This is a genomic window from Agrobacterium sp. MS2 (assembly GCF_003261015.1).
Classification (GTDB): domain Bacteria; phylum Pseudomonadota; class Alphaproteobacteria; order Rhizobiales; family Rhizobiaceae; genus Agrobacterium; species Agrobacterium pusense.
This window is the reverse complement of sequence record NZ_QLNF01000064.1, coordinates 241684-255857: the sequence shown is the minus strand read 5'-3', so window position 1 is coordinate 255857 and position 14174 is coordinate 241684. Positions and strand designations below refer to the sequence as shown.

The 14174-nt window shown below is 60.8% G+C and carries 19 protein-coding genes and 1 riboswitch; of the genes, 10 read left to right on the top strand and 9 right to left on the bottom strand.

The window, feature by feature from the left end; genetic code table 11:
- The first annotated feature begins 332 nt into the window (after positions 1-332).
- From DOU54_RS18335 to DOU54_RS18315, 4 genes are all read left to right on the top strand, one after another.
- The gene (locus DOU54_RS18335; protein ID WP_045532485.1) at positions 333-1343 is read left to right on the top strand and encodes an ABC transporter substrate-binding protein; all 1011 of its coding nucleotides are present in this window, start codon (positions 333-335) and stop codon (positions 1341-1343) included.
- Between the two features lie 243 nt (positions 1344-1586).
- The gene (locus tag DOU54_RS18325) at positions 1587-2495 is read left to right on the top strand and encodes an ABC transporter permease (RefSeq protein ID WP_004440601.1); all 909 of its coding nucleotides are present in this window, start codon (positions 1587-1589) and stop codon (positions 2493-2495) included.
- A complete protein-coding gene (locus tag DOU54_RS18320) occupies positions 2488-3591 on the top strand; it encodes a quaternary amine ABC transporter ATP-binding protein (protein WP_004440598.1) in 1104 nt (367 codons plus the stop codon). Before DOU54_RS18325 ends, DOU54_RS18320 begins: the two co-directional genes overlap by 8 nt.
- A 375-nt stretch (positions 3592-3966) precedes the next feature.
- A complete protein-coding gene (locus DOU54_RS18315) occupies positions 3967-4254 on the top strand; it encodes a hypothetical protein (protein ID WP_112765574.1) in 288 nt (95 codons plus the stop codon).
- A gap of 10 nt (positions 4255-4264) precedes the next feature.
- Here the strand turns inward: DOU54_RS18315 and dmeF are convergent, their stop codons facing one another.
- Positions 4265-5284: a CDF family Co(II)/Ni(II) efflux transporter DmeF gene (gene dmeF, locus DOU54_RS18310; RefSeq protein WP_006700051.1), complete on the bottom strand. Its 1020-nt coding sequence runs from the start codon at positions 5282-5284 to the stop codon at positions 4265-4267.
- Between the two features lie 20 nt (positions 5285-5304).
- Positions 5305-5577 carry a Ni(II)/Co(II)-sensing transcriptional repressor DmeR gene (gene dmeR / locus DOU54_RS18305; protein ID WP_003509296.1) on the bottom strand — a complete coding sequence of 91 codons (273 nt, stop codon included), beginning with the start codon at positions 5575-5577 and terminating at the stop codon, positions 5305-5307.
- A gap of 129 nt (positions 5578-5706) precedes the next feature.
- On the opposite strand from dmeR, the gene DOU54_RS27525 reads away from it, so the two are divergent.
- From DOU54_RS27525 to DOU54_RS18280, 5 genes are all read left to right on the top strand, one after another.
- Entirely contained in the window at positions 5707-6054 is a 348-nt protein-coding gene (locus DOU54_RS27525) for a hypothetical protein (RefSeq protein WP_004440589.1), read from the top strand.
- A gap of 60 nt (positions 6055-6114) precedes the next feature.
- Entirely contained in the window at positions 6115-6528 is a 414-nt protein-coding gene (locus tag DOU54_RS18295) for a MerR family transcriptional regulator (protein WP_004440587.1), read from the top strand.
- A gap of 76 nt (positions 6529-6604) precedes the next feature.
- A complete protein-coding gene (gene pip, locus DOU54_RS18290) occupies positions 6605-7552 on the top strand; it encodes a prolyl aminopeptidase (protein ID WP_113382177.1) in 948 nt (315 codons plus the stop codon).
- Between the two features lie 193 nt (positions 7553-7745).
- Positions 7746-8234 (top strand): GNAT family N-acetyltransferase, encoded by a 489-nt coding sequence (locus DOU54_RS18285; protein ID WP_003509304.1) that lies wholly within the window; start codon positions 7746-7748, stop codon positions 8232-8234.
- Between the two features lie 21 nt (positions 8235-8255).
- Complete coding sequence (locus tag DOU54_RS18280) at positions 8256-8822, top strand: type 1 glutamine amidotransferase family protein (RefSeq protein WP_004440580.1); 567 nt, start codon at positions 8256-8258, stop codon at positions 8820-8822.
- A gap of 170 nt (positions 8823-8992) precedes the next feature.
- On the opposite strand, the gene DOU54_RS18275 is transcribed toward DOU54_RS18280, so the two are convergent.
- The 6 genes from DOU54_RS18275 to DOU54_RS18250 all read right to left on the bottom strand — a co-directional run bounded on the left by DOU54_RS18275 (position 8993) and on the right by DOU54_RS18250 (position 12851).
- Positions 8993-9307, bottom strand: a complete 315-nt coding sequence (locus tag DOU54_RS18275) for a hypothetical protein (RefSeq protein WP_037091650.1) — start codon at positions 9305-9307, stop codon at positions 8993-8995.
- A gap of 3 nt (positions 9308-9310) precedes the next feature.
- Positions 9311-10024, bottom strand: coding sequence for a CbtA family protein (locus DOU54_RS18270; protein WP_072494153.1), 714 nt, complete (start codon positions 10022-10024; stop codon positions 9311-9313).
- 10 nt (positions 10025-10034) lie between these two features.
- Positions 10035-10217 carry a CbtB domain-containing protein gene (locus DOU54_RS18265; protein WP_004440573.1) on the bottom strand — a complete coding sequence of 61 codons (183 nt, stop codon included), beginning with the start codon at positions 10215-10217 and terminating at the stop codon, positions 10035-10037.
- A gap of 159 nt (positions 10218-10376) precedes the next feature.
- A riboswitch (cobalamin riboswitch) is annotated at positions 10377-10614 on the bottom strand.
- 46 nt (positions 10615-10660) lie between these two features.
- Positions 10661-11581, bottom strand: a complete 921-nt coding sequence (locus DOU54_RS18260) for a c-type cytochrome (protein WP_004440571.1) — start codon at positions 11579-11581, stop codon at positions 10661-10663.
- 88 nt (positions 11582-11669) lie between these two features.
- The gene (locus DOU54_RS18255) at positions 11670-12104 is read right to left on the bottom strand and encodes a c-type cytochrome (RefSeq protein WP_006700046.1); all 435 of its coding nucleotides are present in this window, start codon (positions 12102-12104) and stop codon (positions 11670-11672) included.
- Positions 12105-12221: 117 nt separating this feature from the next.
- A complete protein-coding gene (locus DOU54_RS18250) occupies positions 12222-12851 on the bottom strand; it encodes a LysE family translocator (RefSeq protein ID WP_048902793.1) in 630 nt (209 codons plus the stop codon).
- A 133-nt stretch (positions 12852-12984) separates the two neighbouring features.
- On the opposite strand from DOU54_RS18250, the gene DOU54_RS18245 reads away from it, so the two are divergent.
- Positions 12985-13695, top strand: a complete 711-nt coding sequence (locus DOU54_RS18245) for a helix-turn-helix transcriptional regulator (protein WP_006700044.1) — start codon at positions 12985-12987, stop codon at positions 13693-13695.
- Here the strand turns inward: DOU54_RS18245 and DOU54_RS28260 are convergent.
- Positions 13684-14174: metallophosphoesterase family protein (locus tag DOU54_RS28260; RefSeq protein ID WP_502695976.1), on the bottom strand; the 491-nt coding region annotated here is incomplete at its 5' end. The two genes, DOU54_RS18245 and DOU54_RS28260, sit on opposite strands and share 12 nt — an antisense overlap.

Sequence of the window (14174 nt, the reverse complement as noted above, 5' to 3'; positions counted from 1 at the left end):
CTACTGTATAGTCGATATTTTCTACTGAATAATGAAATACATGCCATGTATTAACCGAACAGGAAAATCGCTCCATAGATCACCTGAATGGCTGCCCTGCGCATTGCCGCGTTGCATTATCACTTTTTGGCCGTATTATGCACGGCATTGACATATTCATGCGCCTTTTCGCCGCAGTTTCCGCGGCAATCTCGCGGCTTGTTCTGCGGATATTCTCTCGCCGGATTTTCGGCATCTCCACGCGCCATGTCAGTTCGCCCTTGGCAATCCGGGCTTTGCAGTGCTCCCGCTTTGCCAAATGAAAACACTGCATCAGACTTGGAGGTCTCCTCATGAAGAAACTCCTGGCCTCGACCATTCTCGTAACGGGCTTTACCATCGCTGCCGGTGCAGCATCTTCCGCCAATGCCGCAGACAGCTGCGGCAGCATCACCATCGCCGAAATGAACTGGGCATCCGCCGGTGTCGCGGCCTACGTCGACAAGTTCATCATGGAAAACGGCTATGACTGCACGGTCAATGTCGTCAGCGGCGACACCACCCCCACTTTCACCTCCATGAATGAAAAGGGCCAGCCCGACATGGCGCCCGAAATGTGGGTGAACACACTTGGCACCCCCTACGAGGAAGCCGTCAAGAGCGGCAATCTCATTCAGGAAGTCAAAATCCTGAGCGAAGGCGGCGTTGAAGGCTGGTGGATTCCGAAATATCTCGCCGACGAACATCCAGACATCAAGACCGTCGAGGATGCGCTGAAACATCCCGAACTGTTTCCCGCACCTGAAGACGCCAGCAAGGGCGCCGTGTTCGGCTGCCCGCCCGGCTGGGGCTGCCAGCCAACCACCGCCAACCTGTTCAAGGCCCGCAAGGCTGATGAAAAGGGCTTTGCATTGATCGATACCGGCTCCGCGGCCGGTCTGGATGGCTCTATTTCCAATGCCTACGAAAAGAAGCAGGGCTGGCTCGGCTATTATTGGGCTCCGACGGCCATTCTCGGCAAATACGATATGGTGAAGCTGGACGATGGCGTTCCGCTTGACCGGGCGGCTTACGACAATTGCATCGCCAAGCCCGATTGCGCCGATCCCAAGCCAAATGCCTATCCGGTGGCCGAGGTCTTCACCGTCGTGACCAAGGATTTCGCCGAAAAGGCGGGCCCTTCCATTGACTACATCCGCAAGCGGCAGTGGGACAACGACACCGTTGCCAAGGTTCTGGCGTGGATGGATGAAAATCAGGGCACCAATGAAGATGGGGCCGAGTATTTCCTCGAGAACCATGAGGAACTCTGGACGAAGTGGGTTTCGCCCGAGGTGGCTGAGAAGATCAAGGCTTCGATGTGACGGGAGGCGGGGTTGGCGCAAGCCGCTTACCCCCCTCTGCCCTGCCGGGCATCTCCCCCTCAAGGGGGGAGATCGACCTGCGGCGGAGGTCTCGCCTGTCGCTTACGTTGAGATTTTGGAAAGGGTGCGCCCTGCCGATCTCCCCCCTTGAGGGGGAGATGTCCGGCAGGACAGAGGGGGGTGCCCGCACGCACCAACCTCCGCCGCACCATTCCCCAACAACCCAAAGGGAAAACAACAATAATGGCCCTCTGCACCTACCTGCCGGACCTGCTCTGCAAGTTCCCGGCAATCGACAACTCCACCATGCGCGTGGCTCGCAAAACCATCGATGACGGGTTTCGCGATATCGTGCGCAATTACGGCGATGCGATCGACGTCGTCGTTCACCCGCTGCAGCTTTTCCTCAATTCCTCGGAGCGTCTGTTCATCCAGACGCCGTGGATCATCACCATGCTGGTCATTCTCGCCATCGTGCATCTGGCCGGACGCAGCTTCAAGATCACAGGCGGCACCGCCATTTCCCTGCTGATGATCGGCGCGGTCGGCCTCTGGCGCGATGCCATGACGACGCTCTCCATCGTCGCCATCGCTACCCTGATCGCCATCGTCATCGGCCTGCCGCTCGGCATTCTGATGGGTCGTTCCGAACGCCTGCAACGCCTCATCAATCCCGTGCTCGACGTGATGCAGACCCTGCCAAGTTTCGTTTATCTCATCCCCGTGGTGGTGATTTTCGGCATCGGCAAGGTTCCGGGCCTGATAGCAGTGGTGATCTATGCCATTCCACCCGTCATTCGCCTGACCAGCCTCGGCATCCGCCTCGTTGATCGCGAAGTGCTTGAGGCGGCAGACGCCTTCGGCTCCTCCAACGGTCAGAAGCTGTTCAACGTGCAGCTGCCGCTGGCGCTGCCGACCATCATGACGGGCATCAACCAGACCATCATGATGGCGCTCGCCATGGTCGTCGTCGCCTCCATGGTCGGTGTCGGCGGGCTTGGCAAGAATGTGCTGCAGGCCATCAACAACCAGTTCTTCACGGTGGGCTTCCTGAACGGTTTCGCTCTGGTCGCCATCGCCATCATGTTCGACCGGGCGAGCCAGGCTTTCGGCAAGCGTCTGCAGAAATACCGCGAGGTCTCCCATGGCTAAAAGCATCGAAATCAGGAATCTTTACAAGATCTTCGGCAAGCATCCCGAGAAGTACCTCGAAGCGGTGCGTAAGGGCATGGACAAGGTCGAGCTGAACGACCGGCACAACCACGTTCTCGGCCTCAACAACATCAACATCACCATGCCGGGCGGCAAGATCACCGTCGTCATGGGGCTGTCAGGCTCCGGCAAATCGACACTGATCCGCCACATCAACCGGCTGATCGACCCGACCGCCGGCGAAGTTCTTTATGACGGCGAGGATATCTGCGGCATGAGCGCCTCGGCGCTCAGGCAATTCCGCCGCCACAAGACGGCGATGGTGTTCCAGAAATTCGGCCTTCTGCCGCATCGCACGGTACTCGAAAACAGCGTCTACGGCCTCGATATCCAGGGCGTACCGCGCAAGCAAAGCGAGGAAAAGGGCCGTTACTGGCTGGAGCGTGTCGGCCTTGCCGGTTACGAGGATTATTATCCGAACCAGCTTTCCGGCGGCATGCAGCAGCGCGTCGGCCTTGCCCGGGCGCTTGCCAATGACGCCGATATTCTCCTGATGGATGAGGCCTATTCGGCGCTCGATCCGCTCATCCGTGTGGATATGCAGACCATGCTGCTCGATCTGCAACAGGAGCTGAAGAAGACCGTTGTATTCATCACCCATGATCTCGACGAGGCTTTGCGGCTTGGCGACCATATCGCCATCCTCAAAGACGGCGAAGTGGTGCAACAGGGCGACGGCCAGAGCATCATCCTTTCGCCGGCCGATGGTTACGTCACCGACTTCGTGCGCGATGTCAATCGTGGCCGCGTGTTGCAGGCAAACACTGTCATGGAGCCGCTGGAGAGCAAGCCAGAGGGCATGCCGGTCCCCGAGACCGCAACGCTCGAAACCATCGCCCGCGACATGTCGGAAGCCAACGAGACGCAGGCCCATGTGGTGGACGAGGACGGTAAGCCGGTCGGCAGCATCGGGCTTGATACGCTGGTGGCTGCGATGGTGACGCCCGCACCGCAGGAGGTTGAGGCGGAGGTGAAGGCGGAGGAGCCGGAAAAGCTCCAGGAAACGGTTATGTCGGTGGAGAAGGAAACGGCGTAATCCGGTACCGGACGGATTGGCCGCGTCCGCGAGATTTCCTCTTTCCGTCATACCGGCCTTGAGCCGGTATCCAGCCAGCCCAGGTCCTTGGGCTGAAAGGACTCTCTCGCCGCGCAGACGCGCGTCGGCTGGATTCCGGCTCAAGGCCGGAATGACGGGAGTGAGGTATTCACGGCGCCAGAAATTTAAACCGGACTGCAATGCCGCGAGGCACAAAGCTCGCAATTGCCTCCTGCCCCGTCTTCACTATGCCAAAACGAAGCACTACTTCGCCGGCTGTCAACCCTCGACAGTCGCTGCAGCGCAGCAAGCGCAAGTTTCGGACAAGTCGCCGCCGTTAACCATTCGTTAACTTTTGAACGCGGAATCACCGACATGCAGATCGAAAGCAATATTGGCGGATATAACTATCAAGGTCGCATCCGCGACATCGAAAAAGCTGGCAGCGCCCAAAGCGCGCCGGAGGAGCAGGCGGTAAAACGCGGCCCCGGCAACCCCACCGTTTCCAGCACCATTCTTTCCCAGTCGCTGGCCAATGTTCTATGGGCCGTCGGCAACGGCAGCGCGCCGGCCTATCAGGATGCGGCCACCGCGTCCGCCGAGGACAAGGCGGAAGCGCAGGCTGAATGGGTACGCAGCGCCTATTCGGAATATACCGAATAGGCGATTCCAATCAGCCTCTTGCGGGGCTGACTTCCACCGTCACATGCGAGAGTTCATGTATGGCGGCAAGTTTCTGCTTATAAAATGCCGGTGCTTTGGGCGCCTGCGAAAGGATCGCCACGATGGCGGCGTGATGCCCCGGCCCCACCTGCCAGACATGCAGATCGGTAATGCGATCCTCTTCCGTCTCCACGCTTTCACGGATTTCCTGCGGCAGATCCTCAGCCGGCGGCAGCGCGTCAAGCAGGGTTGTCGCCGTGGAGCGGATCAGGCCCCATGACCAGCGGGCAATCACCAGACCGCCAACGATACCCATCAACGGATCAAGGAACGACCAGCCGTTCCACTTGCCGAGCAGCAGCGCGACGATTGCCAGAACCGAGGTCAGCGCATCCGCCAGCACATGCAGATAGGCAGCGCGCAAATTATTGTCCCGGCCGCCCTTTGCCCCGTGCCCGGCATGGTGCTCGGCATGGGACCCGTGATCATGGTGGGCGTGGCTGCCGTGCCCGTGGTGGGCATGTGAGCCGTGGGCATGACCGTGGCCGTGGCCATGATCGTGGTGATGGTCATCCTTCAAAAGCACGGCGCTGAGAAGATTGACGGCAAGGCCGATGATGGCGACGAGGATGGCCTGGTTGAAATCGATCTCGACGGGACTGACGAGGCGCATCCCGCTTTCCACGGCAATCAGCAACGCCACCACCGCCAGCACGATGGCGCTGGCAAAACCCGCGAGATCGCCGAACTTGCCGGTGCCGAAGGTGAAGCGTGGGTTGCGGGCCTCGCGGCGGGCATAGAGATAAGCGAGTGCCGAAATCAGCATCGCGCCCGCATGGGTGGACATGTGCCAGCCATCCGCCGTTAGCGCCATGGAGCCGTACCAGTGACCGGCGACGATTTCCGCCACCATCATCGCCGCGGTCAGCGCGATGACCATCCAGACGCGCCTTTCATTGCGCTCGTGGTTCTGGCCAAGGAAAACATGGTCGTGACCGGCTGCTGCGCGGTATTCGGATGTCGTCGTCATGTCGCTTAATCCTGTCGGTTTTACCGGATGTAGGTCTTTAGCACCTGGGCCAGCTCTTCCGCCGCCCGCGCCCGTTCGTCTTCATTTTCGGCATGCACCACGTGCTCGTGCAGATGCTCCTGCATTACCTCCCCCGTCAGGCCCGAAAGCGCGCCGCGTACCGAAGCGAGCAGCTGCAGCACCTCGCCGCAGGGCTTGGCATCATCGAGCGCACGTTCGACCGCTTCCATCTGCCCTTTCAGGCGGCGGATGCGGGCGAGAAGCTTTTCCTTGTTGCGGATGGTATGGGACATGGCCGACCTCATATACTATAGGGGGGTATAGTATATTTCCCATGTTTTTTGCGCAAGTCGTGTGAGACGCAATCCTCGCGAATGTTTCGGGCATTAAAAAACACCCATCAGAACTTAGGGGACTCAGTCATGACGACTATTGCAGCAACCAGCAGCATCAATTTCACCTCTCCTGCCCGGAGCATCGAGCCGGCGCGGAGCAGGGAGACACAGTCCACCACCGAGGCTTTGCAGGAGCTGACGCGGGCGGCCCATCGCGCCATTTCGGTGGCCGGCAATGTCGCCACGTCCGTGGCACCGCTCGCCAGCGCTTCCGCGAGCCTGGCTGCGGCCCTCTGGAACATGGATAGCGGTGCCTCCGCCGCAACCGGCGTCAACGCTGATGTGGCCGCCTCCACACAGCCCGATATGGCAAGCCTCGAATCGCAGGTTCTGAAGGCGCTTGCCCAGGCACTCGGCGTGGAGGACGCCGCCTGACCCCATTGAACGACGGGCCGAAAAGCCATATCTCTAGAGACTGGAGATATGGAGAAAGCCATGCTGTCCATCGGTGAACTGTCCAAACGCACCGGCGTCAAGGTGCCGACGATCCGCTATTACGAGCAGATGGGCCTCATCCGCGAGGCGGATCGTTCGGAGGGCAACCAACGCCGCTACGAAAAATCCGATCTCGAACGGCTGGCCTTCATCCGCCACGCGCGCGATCTCGGCCTGAACATAGACGCCATTCGCGAGTTGATCGCGCTCAGCCAGCACCGGGAAATGCCGTGCGAGGGTGCAGACCGCATCGCCGCCGAACATCTTGCCGATGTGCGGGAAAAAATCGCCAGCCTGAAGAAGCTGGAACACGAGCTGGAGCGGATCGTCTCCCATTGCCACGGCCATTCCATCGAGGACTGTTATGTCATCCGCGCGCTTTCCGATCACGGCATGTGCGAGGGGGAGCATTGAGCCGAGAAGAGGCTGACATTCGAATGTCACCTGTACCCGATAATCGCCTCTTGCCCGCCTGAAAAAAGGACGTCAGATGGCCGAGCTCTTCCCTGAAATCACGCCATCAGACACGATTTTCCTTGATGTTTCCGAGGGCCATCGGCTGCACGTGACGATTGCCGGCAATCCGGCGGGGCGGCCTGCGATCCTGCTGCATGGAGGACCTGGTTCAGGATTGTCATCGACAGCGCGACGCTATTTCGATCCCGCCATTTTCCGCATCGTCCAGTTCGACCAGCGCGGCTGCGGTCAAAGCACGCCAAACGCCGCTGATAGTCTTGAGCATAACACCACGCATCATCTGATCGATGACATGGAGGCCATTCGCTGTGCCCTCGCGGTGGAAGACTGGCTGATCTACGGCAGTTCATGGGGCTCCACGCTGGCCCTCGCTTACGCACAGCGCCATGCAGACCATGTTCGCTGCATGGTTCTGGCCGGCGTCACCACCACCCGGCAGAGGGAAATCGACTGGCTGTACAAGGGGCTGGCAATGTTTCTGCCGCAGCAGTGGCAGCGTTTCATCGCCGCGATCCCCGATGACATGTCCAGGCAATATCCGGTCGGCGCCTATCGCCGGCTTCTGAATGATCCCGATCCCGCCGTGCGCGCAAAGGCCGCCTTAGAGTGGCACCTGTGGGAGGCGCGCTCGATCAGCGCGGAGGGCATTTCGGCCTTTCCGGAGAAATGGCGCGACAGCGCGTATATTCTCGCCCGCGCCCGCCTCTGCGCCCATTATTTCCACCATGCGGCCTGGCTGGATGATGGCGCGCTTCTGCGCAATGCCGGAGACCTCGCCGGTATTCCCGGGATACTCATTCAGGGCATGCGCGACTTGCAGGGGCCGCCCGTCACCGCTTTCGAACTTGCCGAGGCGTGGCCGGGAAGCGAGCTTGTTACCATCGATGGCGCTGGCCATTCGACGGGCGATGCGGGCATGGAAGACGCAATCCTGTCGGCAATTGCGCGATTTGCGAATTGAGCCGCTTGACAGACGGCGGATTCGGGCGCATTTCATTTTCCATGATCAACGAACGCGCACCCATCTCCTGCTCGTATTTTTGGGCCTTCCTCTAAGGGCGGCTCGACAGATCATATTGTCAACAAGCCGCCGTCAGGCGGCTTTGTTGTTTTCAAACGTCCTGACGGCACCGATAAGACCAAAGGACCGAAAAATGACCGAAGATAGCTCCCTGACACTGGAAAGACCGCCCGTCGTCATCATCCGTGGCGCGCGCAAGACGGATCTGCCCGAACTCAACGAGATGATCACGCTGCTGGCCTCCTACCACGGCGATGCGGCGGCGATCACGCCGGCGAAACTGGAGCGCGACCTGTTCGGCCCGCTGCCCTGGGTGCACGGTCTCGTGGCCGAGGCCGATGGCGCGTTGATCGGTTACGCCCTGCTTCTGCCGCTCTACAGGGCGCAAGAGGGCCGCCGCGGGCTCGAACTCCATCATCTCTTCGTGCGCGACGGCCATCGTGGCCATGGCACCGGCCAGCATCTGGTTTCCCGGGCCCGCGATATCGCCAAGCGTCTCGGCTGCGACTATCTTTCCGTCAGTGCCACGACCGGCAATGTGGCGGCGCATCGTTTCTACGAAAACATGGATTTCGCGCCTCGCCCGGTGACCGGCATGCGCTATATGCAGTCCATCGCCTGATTAAAAAACACGGAGACGACCATGACACGGATCGCCATTGCGCTCGCCCAGGATTTTGCTGACTGGGAGCCGGCGCTGCTTGCCGCCGCGGCGCGCAGCTATCTCGGTGTCGAGATCGTCTATGCCACGCCGGACGGACGGCCGGTAACCTCGATGGGCGGGCTGAAGGTGACGCCGGATACATCCTATGACGCGCTCGATGCCGTTGACATCGATGCGCTGGTTATTCCCGGAGGCCTGAGCTGGGAAAAGGGAACAGCTGCCGATCTCGGCGAACTGGTGCGCCGCTTTCGCGAGAAGAACCGACTGGTGGCCGGCATCTGCGCGGCGGCAAGTGCGCTGGCAGGCACGGGCGTTCTGAACGCCGTTGCCCATACCGGCAATTCGCTGGCTTCGCACAGGGCCTATTCGGCCTATGGCGGCGAGACGCTTTACCGCGACCAGCCGAAAGCGGTCAACGATGGCGGCATCATTACCGCGGCCGGCAGCGCGCCAGTCAGTTTCGCGGTGGAAATTCTGAAAAGCCTCGGCCTCTTTGGTCCGGAAGCCGAGGCCGAACTTCAGGTTTTTGCGGCGGAGCATCGCTGAGGCATAGCCGCCTCGGTTGTTTGCACTCCCCTACTCCCCGTCATTCCGGCCTTGAGCCGGAATCCAGCCGACGCGCATCTGCGCGGCGAGATGACTTCTTTCAGCCCAAGGACTTGGGCTGGATGGATTTCGGCTCAGGGCCGGGATGACGGAGGTGAGAACAGCGATGATTATCGCTGATCCAGCACCCGGCACACACGTGCTGTGTGATCGCCGCCCTCCCCGGCAATCGCCCGGCGAATATCGCGGCTGTTCAGATGCAGGCTGCGGCCGGCGGGTAAATTTGCACGTTTGATCTTGGCGAGTGCCGCCGCCACAAAGGCGGCCTGATGGTGTTGGAAAAAGGCAAGAGCCGCCTCATCCGCCGGGCTCGGGCCCAGTACCGCCTTGAAGGCGAGACGATGCACGGCGCAGTAAGCGCCGTGACCGGGAACTGCAAAACGCAGCGCATCGAGTTCCTCACTCCAATCCGCTGCGTCCTCCATGACTTAGGCCGACTGGAAGCGCTTGAGGAAAAACGTGCTCAATGTTCCGAGCAAAGCCCAGAAGACGAAGCTTGTAACCGTAGCGGCGACGATGAACTGACGCTCCAGCGGCAGCGGCGCCAGTGCATGTTCGCCTTCCGGCGGCAGGGGCGCACCCACCACATGCGGCGCGACGATCAGCACCAGCGCAAGGACGATGGCCCAGGGTTCGCGACGGAAGGCGATCAGCGCGATGCCGCCGGCTGTTGCGGCAACGGTTGCGAGCCACCAGATCTGCCGTGCCTCAAGTGCTGCGGCGGGGCTGCCCGGCAGTTCCGGCGGCAGGCCGATCATCGGGGCGAGCATGACGGCGACAAATCCGGCAACGCCCCACAAAAGCCCCTCACGCCAGCCGCCATTGGTGCCGCGCAGCGAAATCAGTCCGGTCAGCACCAGCGCATAACCGATCGCGGTCAGGACATTGGCGGCAACCGTATAGGCAGTGCGTTCGAAACCATCGGCCGGAGTCCAGGCCTCTTCATTGTGCTCGTGGGCGGGAACCACAGCACCGGGCGCCGTGGCCTCGTGGCTGTGGGCAGCTTCACCGCCCGCGCCCTCATAGGTCTCTGCCTGAAGGATGAGCGGCGTAGTGCCGAAGGCCTGCATGGCTGAAACGGCTAAGCCGCCGAGGATGCCGACGAGAACGGCGGTAAAGACGATATTGCGAAAAGACGACATGACATTCCCCTCAATGGCAGGGGAAGGCATTGGCATGACGCGTGTCATGAGCGGCATTGTGAACGGCTTCCACATGCGAGAAACCGACAAAACCGACAACGAACAGGCCAAGCACGATCGCCGTCAGCGATTGCGCGAAGCTGCCCGTTTTTGCTGAAACGGCTGAATTGGCCGTATTCTGGTGGATGGACATGGTGACCCCTCTCCGGCGCGACCCCGCGCCTCTGGATGCGGTCGAACGGCAAAACCATGCGACCGCCTGCGATACACTTCACCACGGGGATACGAGACTGACACAGGGGGCATCGATCTTGCCACCCTGACATTCCGCTCTTCCGGACACCCCGCCGGCATGGACATTTCCGTGATGGCAGGTCTCCTGGCTTACGGGTCAAAACCTGAAACACCTTCCCGGCATCACCTCGCCTCAACCGGAAACGCCGGTTCGGTCGAAGGGTCTGCCAGTGGCATTTCGTTTCAGGCTCTCCGCTCACAGTTGCGGGGGCAGCCACGAATGAGGATTTCTCCCTATCGTGTTCCCTTTTCACCTTCCGGAACGCCCGGAAGGAACCATCACAGGGTTGTTATCCGCCGCGTGGGGACGGGAGTCAATGGGCACGCATGCCAACGGGACCCTCAGCGCGCCGGGATCGCCTTCAGATAAGCGGCGATCGCGTCGCGGTCCTCGGCTGTCAGATGCGCCATGTTCTGCTGCACCTTCACCATGGAACCGCCGACACTGTCGAATTCCGGGGTGAAGCCGGTTTCGAGATAGCTCGAAATATCGGCCTCGGCCCAGCTTCCGATGCTTTGCGAGCCGGGGGTAATGTCCGGAATGCGGCCTTCGCCTTCCGGATTGGGGCCGCCGGCCAGCCACTTGCCCTTCAGGAAGCCACCGAGCGCATTGCGCGGCGTGTGGCATTCGCCGCAATGGCCCGGACCTTCCACCAGATATTGGCCACGCAGAAGTTCGGCATTGGCATTGGCCAGCTCGACGCGCGGCGGTGCCGAAGGGTCGAAATACAGGAACTTCCAGCCGCCGAGCGCCATGCGCATGTTGAAGGGGAACGGCAGATCGTGGTCGGGCGCATCGTTCTGGCTCGCCGGCAGGGCCTTCAGATAACCGAAGAGGTCATTGATGTCTTTCTGCGTCATCCGGGCATAAGAGGCATAGGGGAAGGAGGGGTAGAGATGTTCGCCGTTCTTTCCCACACCGCGCGTCATGGCATCGCCAAATTCCGCCAGCGTCCAGCCGCCGATGCCGTGCTGCGGATCAGACGAAATATTTGGAACATGAAAGGTGCCGAAGGGGCTTTTCAGTGCCTGCCCGCCTGAAAGCGTCAACAGCGCTTCACCCTTAGCATCCGGCGCGGCATGACAGCTTGCGCAGCCGCCCGCCCAGAACAGCGTCTCGCCATTGGCGAGATCAGGCTCACCGAGGCTCACCCAATGGCTGGGCGCCTGGCGCTGCGGCGCGGTCACCCATGCGAAAATCCCGTAGCCCGCAACGGCCGCGACCACGATCCCGCCCACAAGCTTCGTCCAAATGGAAGACATGCCCCTCTCCCCATTCTCCCCTGACAAGGTCAGGTGTCATTCGTGACGGAAAAACGCCGCCCGGGAGCGGCGTTTCAAACTCGTTCGATTATTTCTTCAGGCGATAGGTCTGGTGGCAGGTGCCGCAATCGGCGCCCAACGTCTGCATGGCGGTGGTTACACCCGCCTGATCGGTGGGGAGATTGGCGAGAATCTTATCCGCATCTGCGCCGAGCTTGGCGGACTTGGCCTTGAAGTCCTCGAAGTTTTCCCAGATCGCGGGCGCTGCCGCGCTGCCGGTCTCGGTGCCGGCGGGGAACTGGTCGGGGAAAGCCTTGGCATTGGTGCTGATGGTCGTCACGGCGGCCTTGACGGCTTCGGCGTCGAAAGGCTTCTGGCCCTTGGAGATGGCGGCGAGCGCTCCCATGGAGCCACCGATCTGCTTCATCATGCCTTCACGTTTTTCGACTTCGCCGGCAGCATAGACCGCTCCGGCGCAAAGACAGCCGAACAGCGTGGCCGCTGCGATTGTTTTCAGTTTCATACACTCTCTCCTTGATTCCGGCGGGCGCCGGACGCTTGATGGAACGCCGCGAGGATGCCCTTTCCACATGGCGAAAAGAAGTCACATTGCGGTGAATTCCATCGTGAAAACAGAAGCCTAAGACAAGGCTTCCCACAATGTGAGAAGTGCTGCGGCGATCAGCATGAAACCGGCGATGCGGCCGATGACGATCGTAGCCGCGGGAGAGGAAACGAGCCATGCGCGGCTTCTATCCGCCGTCAGCGCCAGCGCGCCATAAACGGTGAACTGCGTTACCGCCACCATCGCACCCATCACCAGCCCCTGCATCCAGATCGGCCCATAGGCGGGTTTGAGAAACTGTGGGTAGACGGCCATCATGAACAGGTAGGCCTTCGGGTTTGACAGGCAGGTCAACACCGCCCGCCAGAATGCCTTTTTCACCGAAGCGCTTGCCTCAGCCTCATCGCCGTTCACGACAATCGCACTGCGCACCAGGCCGATTCCGATCCAGACCATGTAAGCCGCGCCGACGACAAGCAGCGGCAGGAACAGCGACGGCATCCATGCGGCAAGCATGCCGACACCCAGCGCGCCATACAGCGAATGCACGATGCCGCCGGCGCTCATGCCGACGGCGGCGGAAAGGCCGGTTCTCCTGCCACCTGTCAGCGCGCTTGCCAGCACGAAGAGCATGTCCATGCCCGGCAGGATGATGATGCCGAACAGGACAACAAAGAAAAGCCAGAGATTTTCGGCATAAGTCATGTCAGTATCTTTCATACCGGATAGAGGTGCATTCGAGAAACCCCATGTTTCTCAATGTATTTTTCCGTTTATAGGGAACGCCAACTGACAGCGTTGTGTCAGTTGCGTGGGAAAATCCATCGGGAAGACGGCAATGCGCAAGGCCTCAAGACTGTTCGAGATCATCCAGATTTTGCGGCTGGCGCGCCGCCCGGTGACCGCGCAGACGATTGCCGACATGCTGGAGATAACAGTGCGCTCGGTCTATCGCGATATGGCAGCGCTTCAGACCATGCGTGTGCCCATCGCAGGGGAACGCGGCGTGGGGTATATTCTCCGGCCCGGTTTCAACCTGCCGCCACTGATGTTTTCCATCGAGGAAACCGAGGCAATCGTGCTGGCGCTCGCCATGGTCGACCGCACCGGCGATATGGAATTGCGCCGGGCCGCGAAGAAGGCGAGCGACAAGATTGCCGCGTCTCTGCCCGAACCGCTGTCAAAGACCCTTTCCGCCAATGCCCTCCACGCCTGGGGCAGCATCGCGCCGGCACCGGCAGGACTTGATCTCTCGACGGTCAGGCGTGCGGTGCGCGACGAGGAGACGCTGGAAATCATCTATCGCGATGAAGCCGGCGCGGAAACGCGGCGGCGGGTTCGGCCAATCGCGGTGATCTACTATTCCGAAACCGTGAATATTGTCGCCTGGTGCGAGCTGCGGCAGGCGATCCGCAATTTCCGCTCGGACCGGGTGCAGAGCTGCCAGGCGACCGGCAGCTTCTTCAAGCTCGAAGGCGAGAAGCTGCGGCAATTGTGGATGGCCGGCTGGCAGAGCAACCAGCCGGCCATCCCTTACTCACAGCCGTAAGAGGCGATCCTCCTCCCGCCCGAAACCGCGAATGGCGATTCGGTCGGCAAAGACATCGGCGATGGCGAAGGTGTTCTGGTCGGGCGTGTCGACCATGCCCTTGAAATTCACGAAATGTGTATTGCCCGATACGCCGTAATTGCCTTCATGGTTATGGCCGTTGAACCATGCGATGGCGCAAGGATGGGCGTTGAGAAGATCAAGGATGCGCGGCGCGTCCCACATGTTATGGGCGTTTTCCGGATAGACAGGGTAGTGGCACAGCACGATGACTCTTTCGCCCGCCGCATCCGCCTTTTGCAGAACCGCCCGCAGCCAGTCGAGCTGCTCGTCGCCAAGCGAGGCGTTCCAGTCCTGCGCGTTGATTGCGCCTACTTCCGAGAGGCGCTTCAGCCGCTCGGCAGCAAGGGTGCGACGCGGATCCCCAACCGGTGGGGCGAAAAGGCTGACGTCATTGCCATCAAGCACGGCGAAGCGGA

Excerpts from the sequence above, each read along its gene's own strand:
- pip (WP_113382177.1), top strand. The coding sequence starts at position 6,605 with ATGGCCGAGCTCTTCCCTGAAATCACGCCATCAGACACGATTTTCCTT.
- DOU54_RS18255 (WP_006700046.1), bottom strand. The coding sequence starts at position 12,104 with ATGAAACTGAAAACAATCGCAGCGGCCACGCTGTTCGGCTGTCTTTGC.
- DOU54_RS18250 (WP_048902793.1), bottom strand. The coding sequence starts at position 12,851 with ATGACTTATGCCGAAAATCTCTGGCTTTTCTTTGTTGTCCTGTTCGGC.
- DOU54_RS18280 (WP_004440580.1), top strand. The coding sequence starts at position 8,256 with ATGACACGGATCGCCATTGCGCTCGCCCAGGATTTTGCTGACTGGGAG.
- dmeF (WP_006700051.1), bottom strand. The coding sequence starts at position 5,284 with ATGACGACGACATCCGAATACCGCGCAGCAGCCGGTCACGACCATGTT.
- DOU54_RS18285 (WP_003509304.1), top strand. The coding sequence starts at position 7,746 with ATGACCGAAGATAGCTCCCTGACACTGGAAAGACCGCCCGTCGTCATC.
- DOU54_RS18270 (WP_072494153.1), bottom strand. The coding sequence starts at position 10,024 with ATGTCGTCTTTTCGCAATATCGTCTTTACCGCCGTTCTCGTCGGCATC.
- DOU54_RS18315 (WP_112765574.1), top strand. The coding sequence starts at position 3,967 with ATGCAGATCGAAAGCAATATTGGCGGATATAACTATCAAGGTCGCATC.
- DOU54_RS18245 (WP_006700044.1), top strand. The coding sequence starts at position 12,985 with ATGCGCAAGGCCTCAAGACTGTTCGAGATCATCCAGATTTTGCGGCTG.
- DOU54_RS18325 (WP_004440601.1), top strand. The coding sequence starts at position 1,587 with ATGGCCCTCTGCACCTACCTGCCGGACCTGCTCTGCAAGTTCCCGGCA.
- DOU54_RS18265 (WP_004440573.1), bottom strand. The coding sequence starts at position 10,217 with ATGTCCATCCACCAGAATACGGCCAATTCAGCCGTTTCAGCAAAAACG.
- DOU54_RS18295 (WP_004440587.1), top strand. The coding sequence starts at position 6,115 with ATGCTGTCCATCGGTGAACTGTCCAAACGCACCGGCGTCAAGGTGCCG.
- DOU54_RS27525 (WP_004440589.1), top strand. The coding sequence starts at position 5,707 with ATGACGACTATTGCAGCAACCAGCAGCATCAATTTCACCTCTCCTGCC.
- DOU54_RS18275 (WP_037091650.1), bottom strand. The coding sequence starts at position 9,307 with ATGGAGGACGCAGCGGATTGGAGTGAGGAACTCGATGCGCTGCGTTTT.
- DOU54_RS18260 (WP_004440571.1), bottom strand. The coding sequence starts at position 11,581 with ATGTCTTCCATTTGGACGAAGCTTGTGGGCGGGATCGTGGTCGCGGCC.
- DOU54_RS18335 (WP_045532485.1), top strand. The coding sequence starts at position 333 with ATGAAGAAACTCCTGGCCTCGACCATTCTCGTAACGGGCTTTACCATC.
- dmeR (WP_003509296.1), bottom strand. The coding sequence starts at position 5,577 with ATGTCCCATACCATCCGCAACAAGGAAAAGCTTCTCGCCCGCATCCGC.
- DOU54_RS18320 (WP_004440598.1), top strand. The coding sequence starts at position 2,488 with ATGGCTAAAAGCATCGAAATCAGGAATCTTTACAAGATCTTCGGCAAG.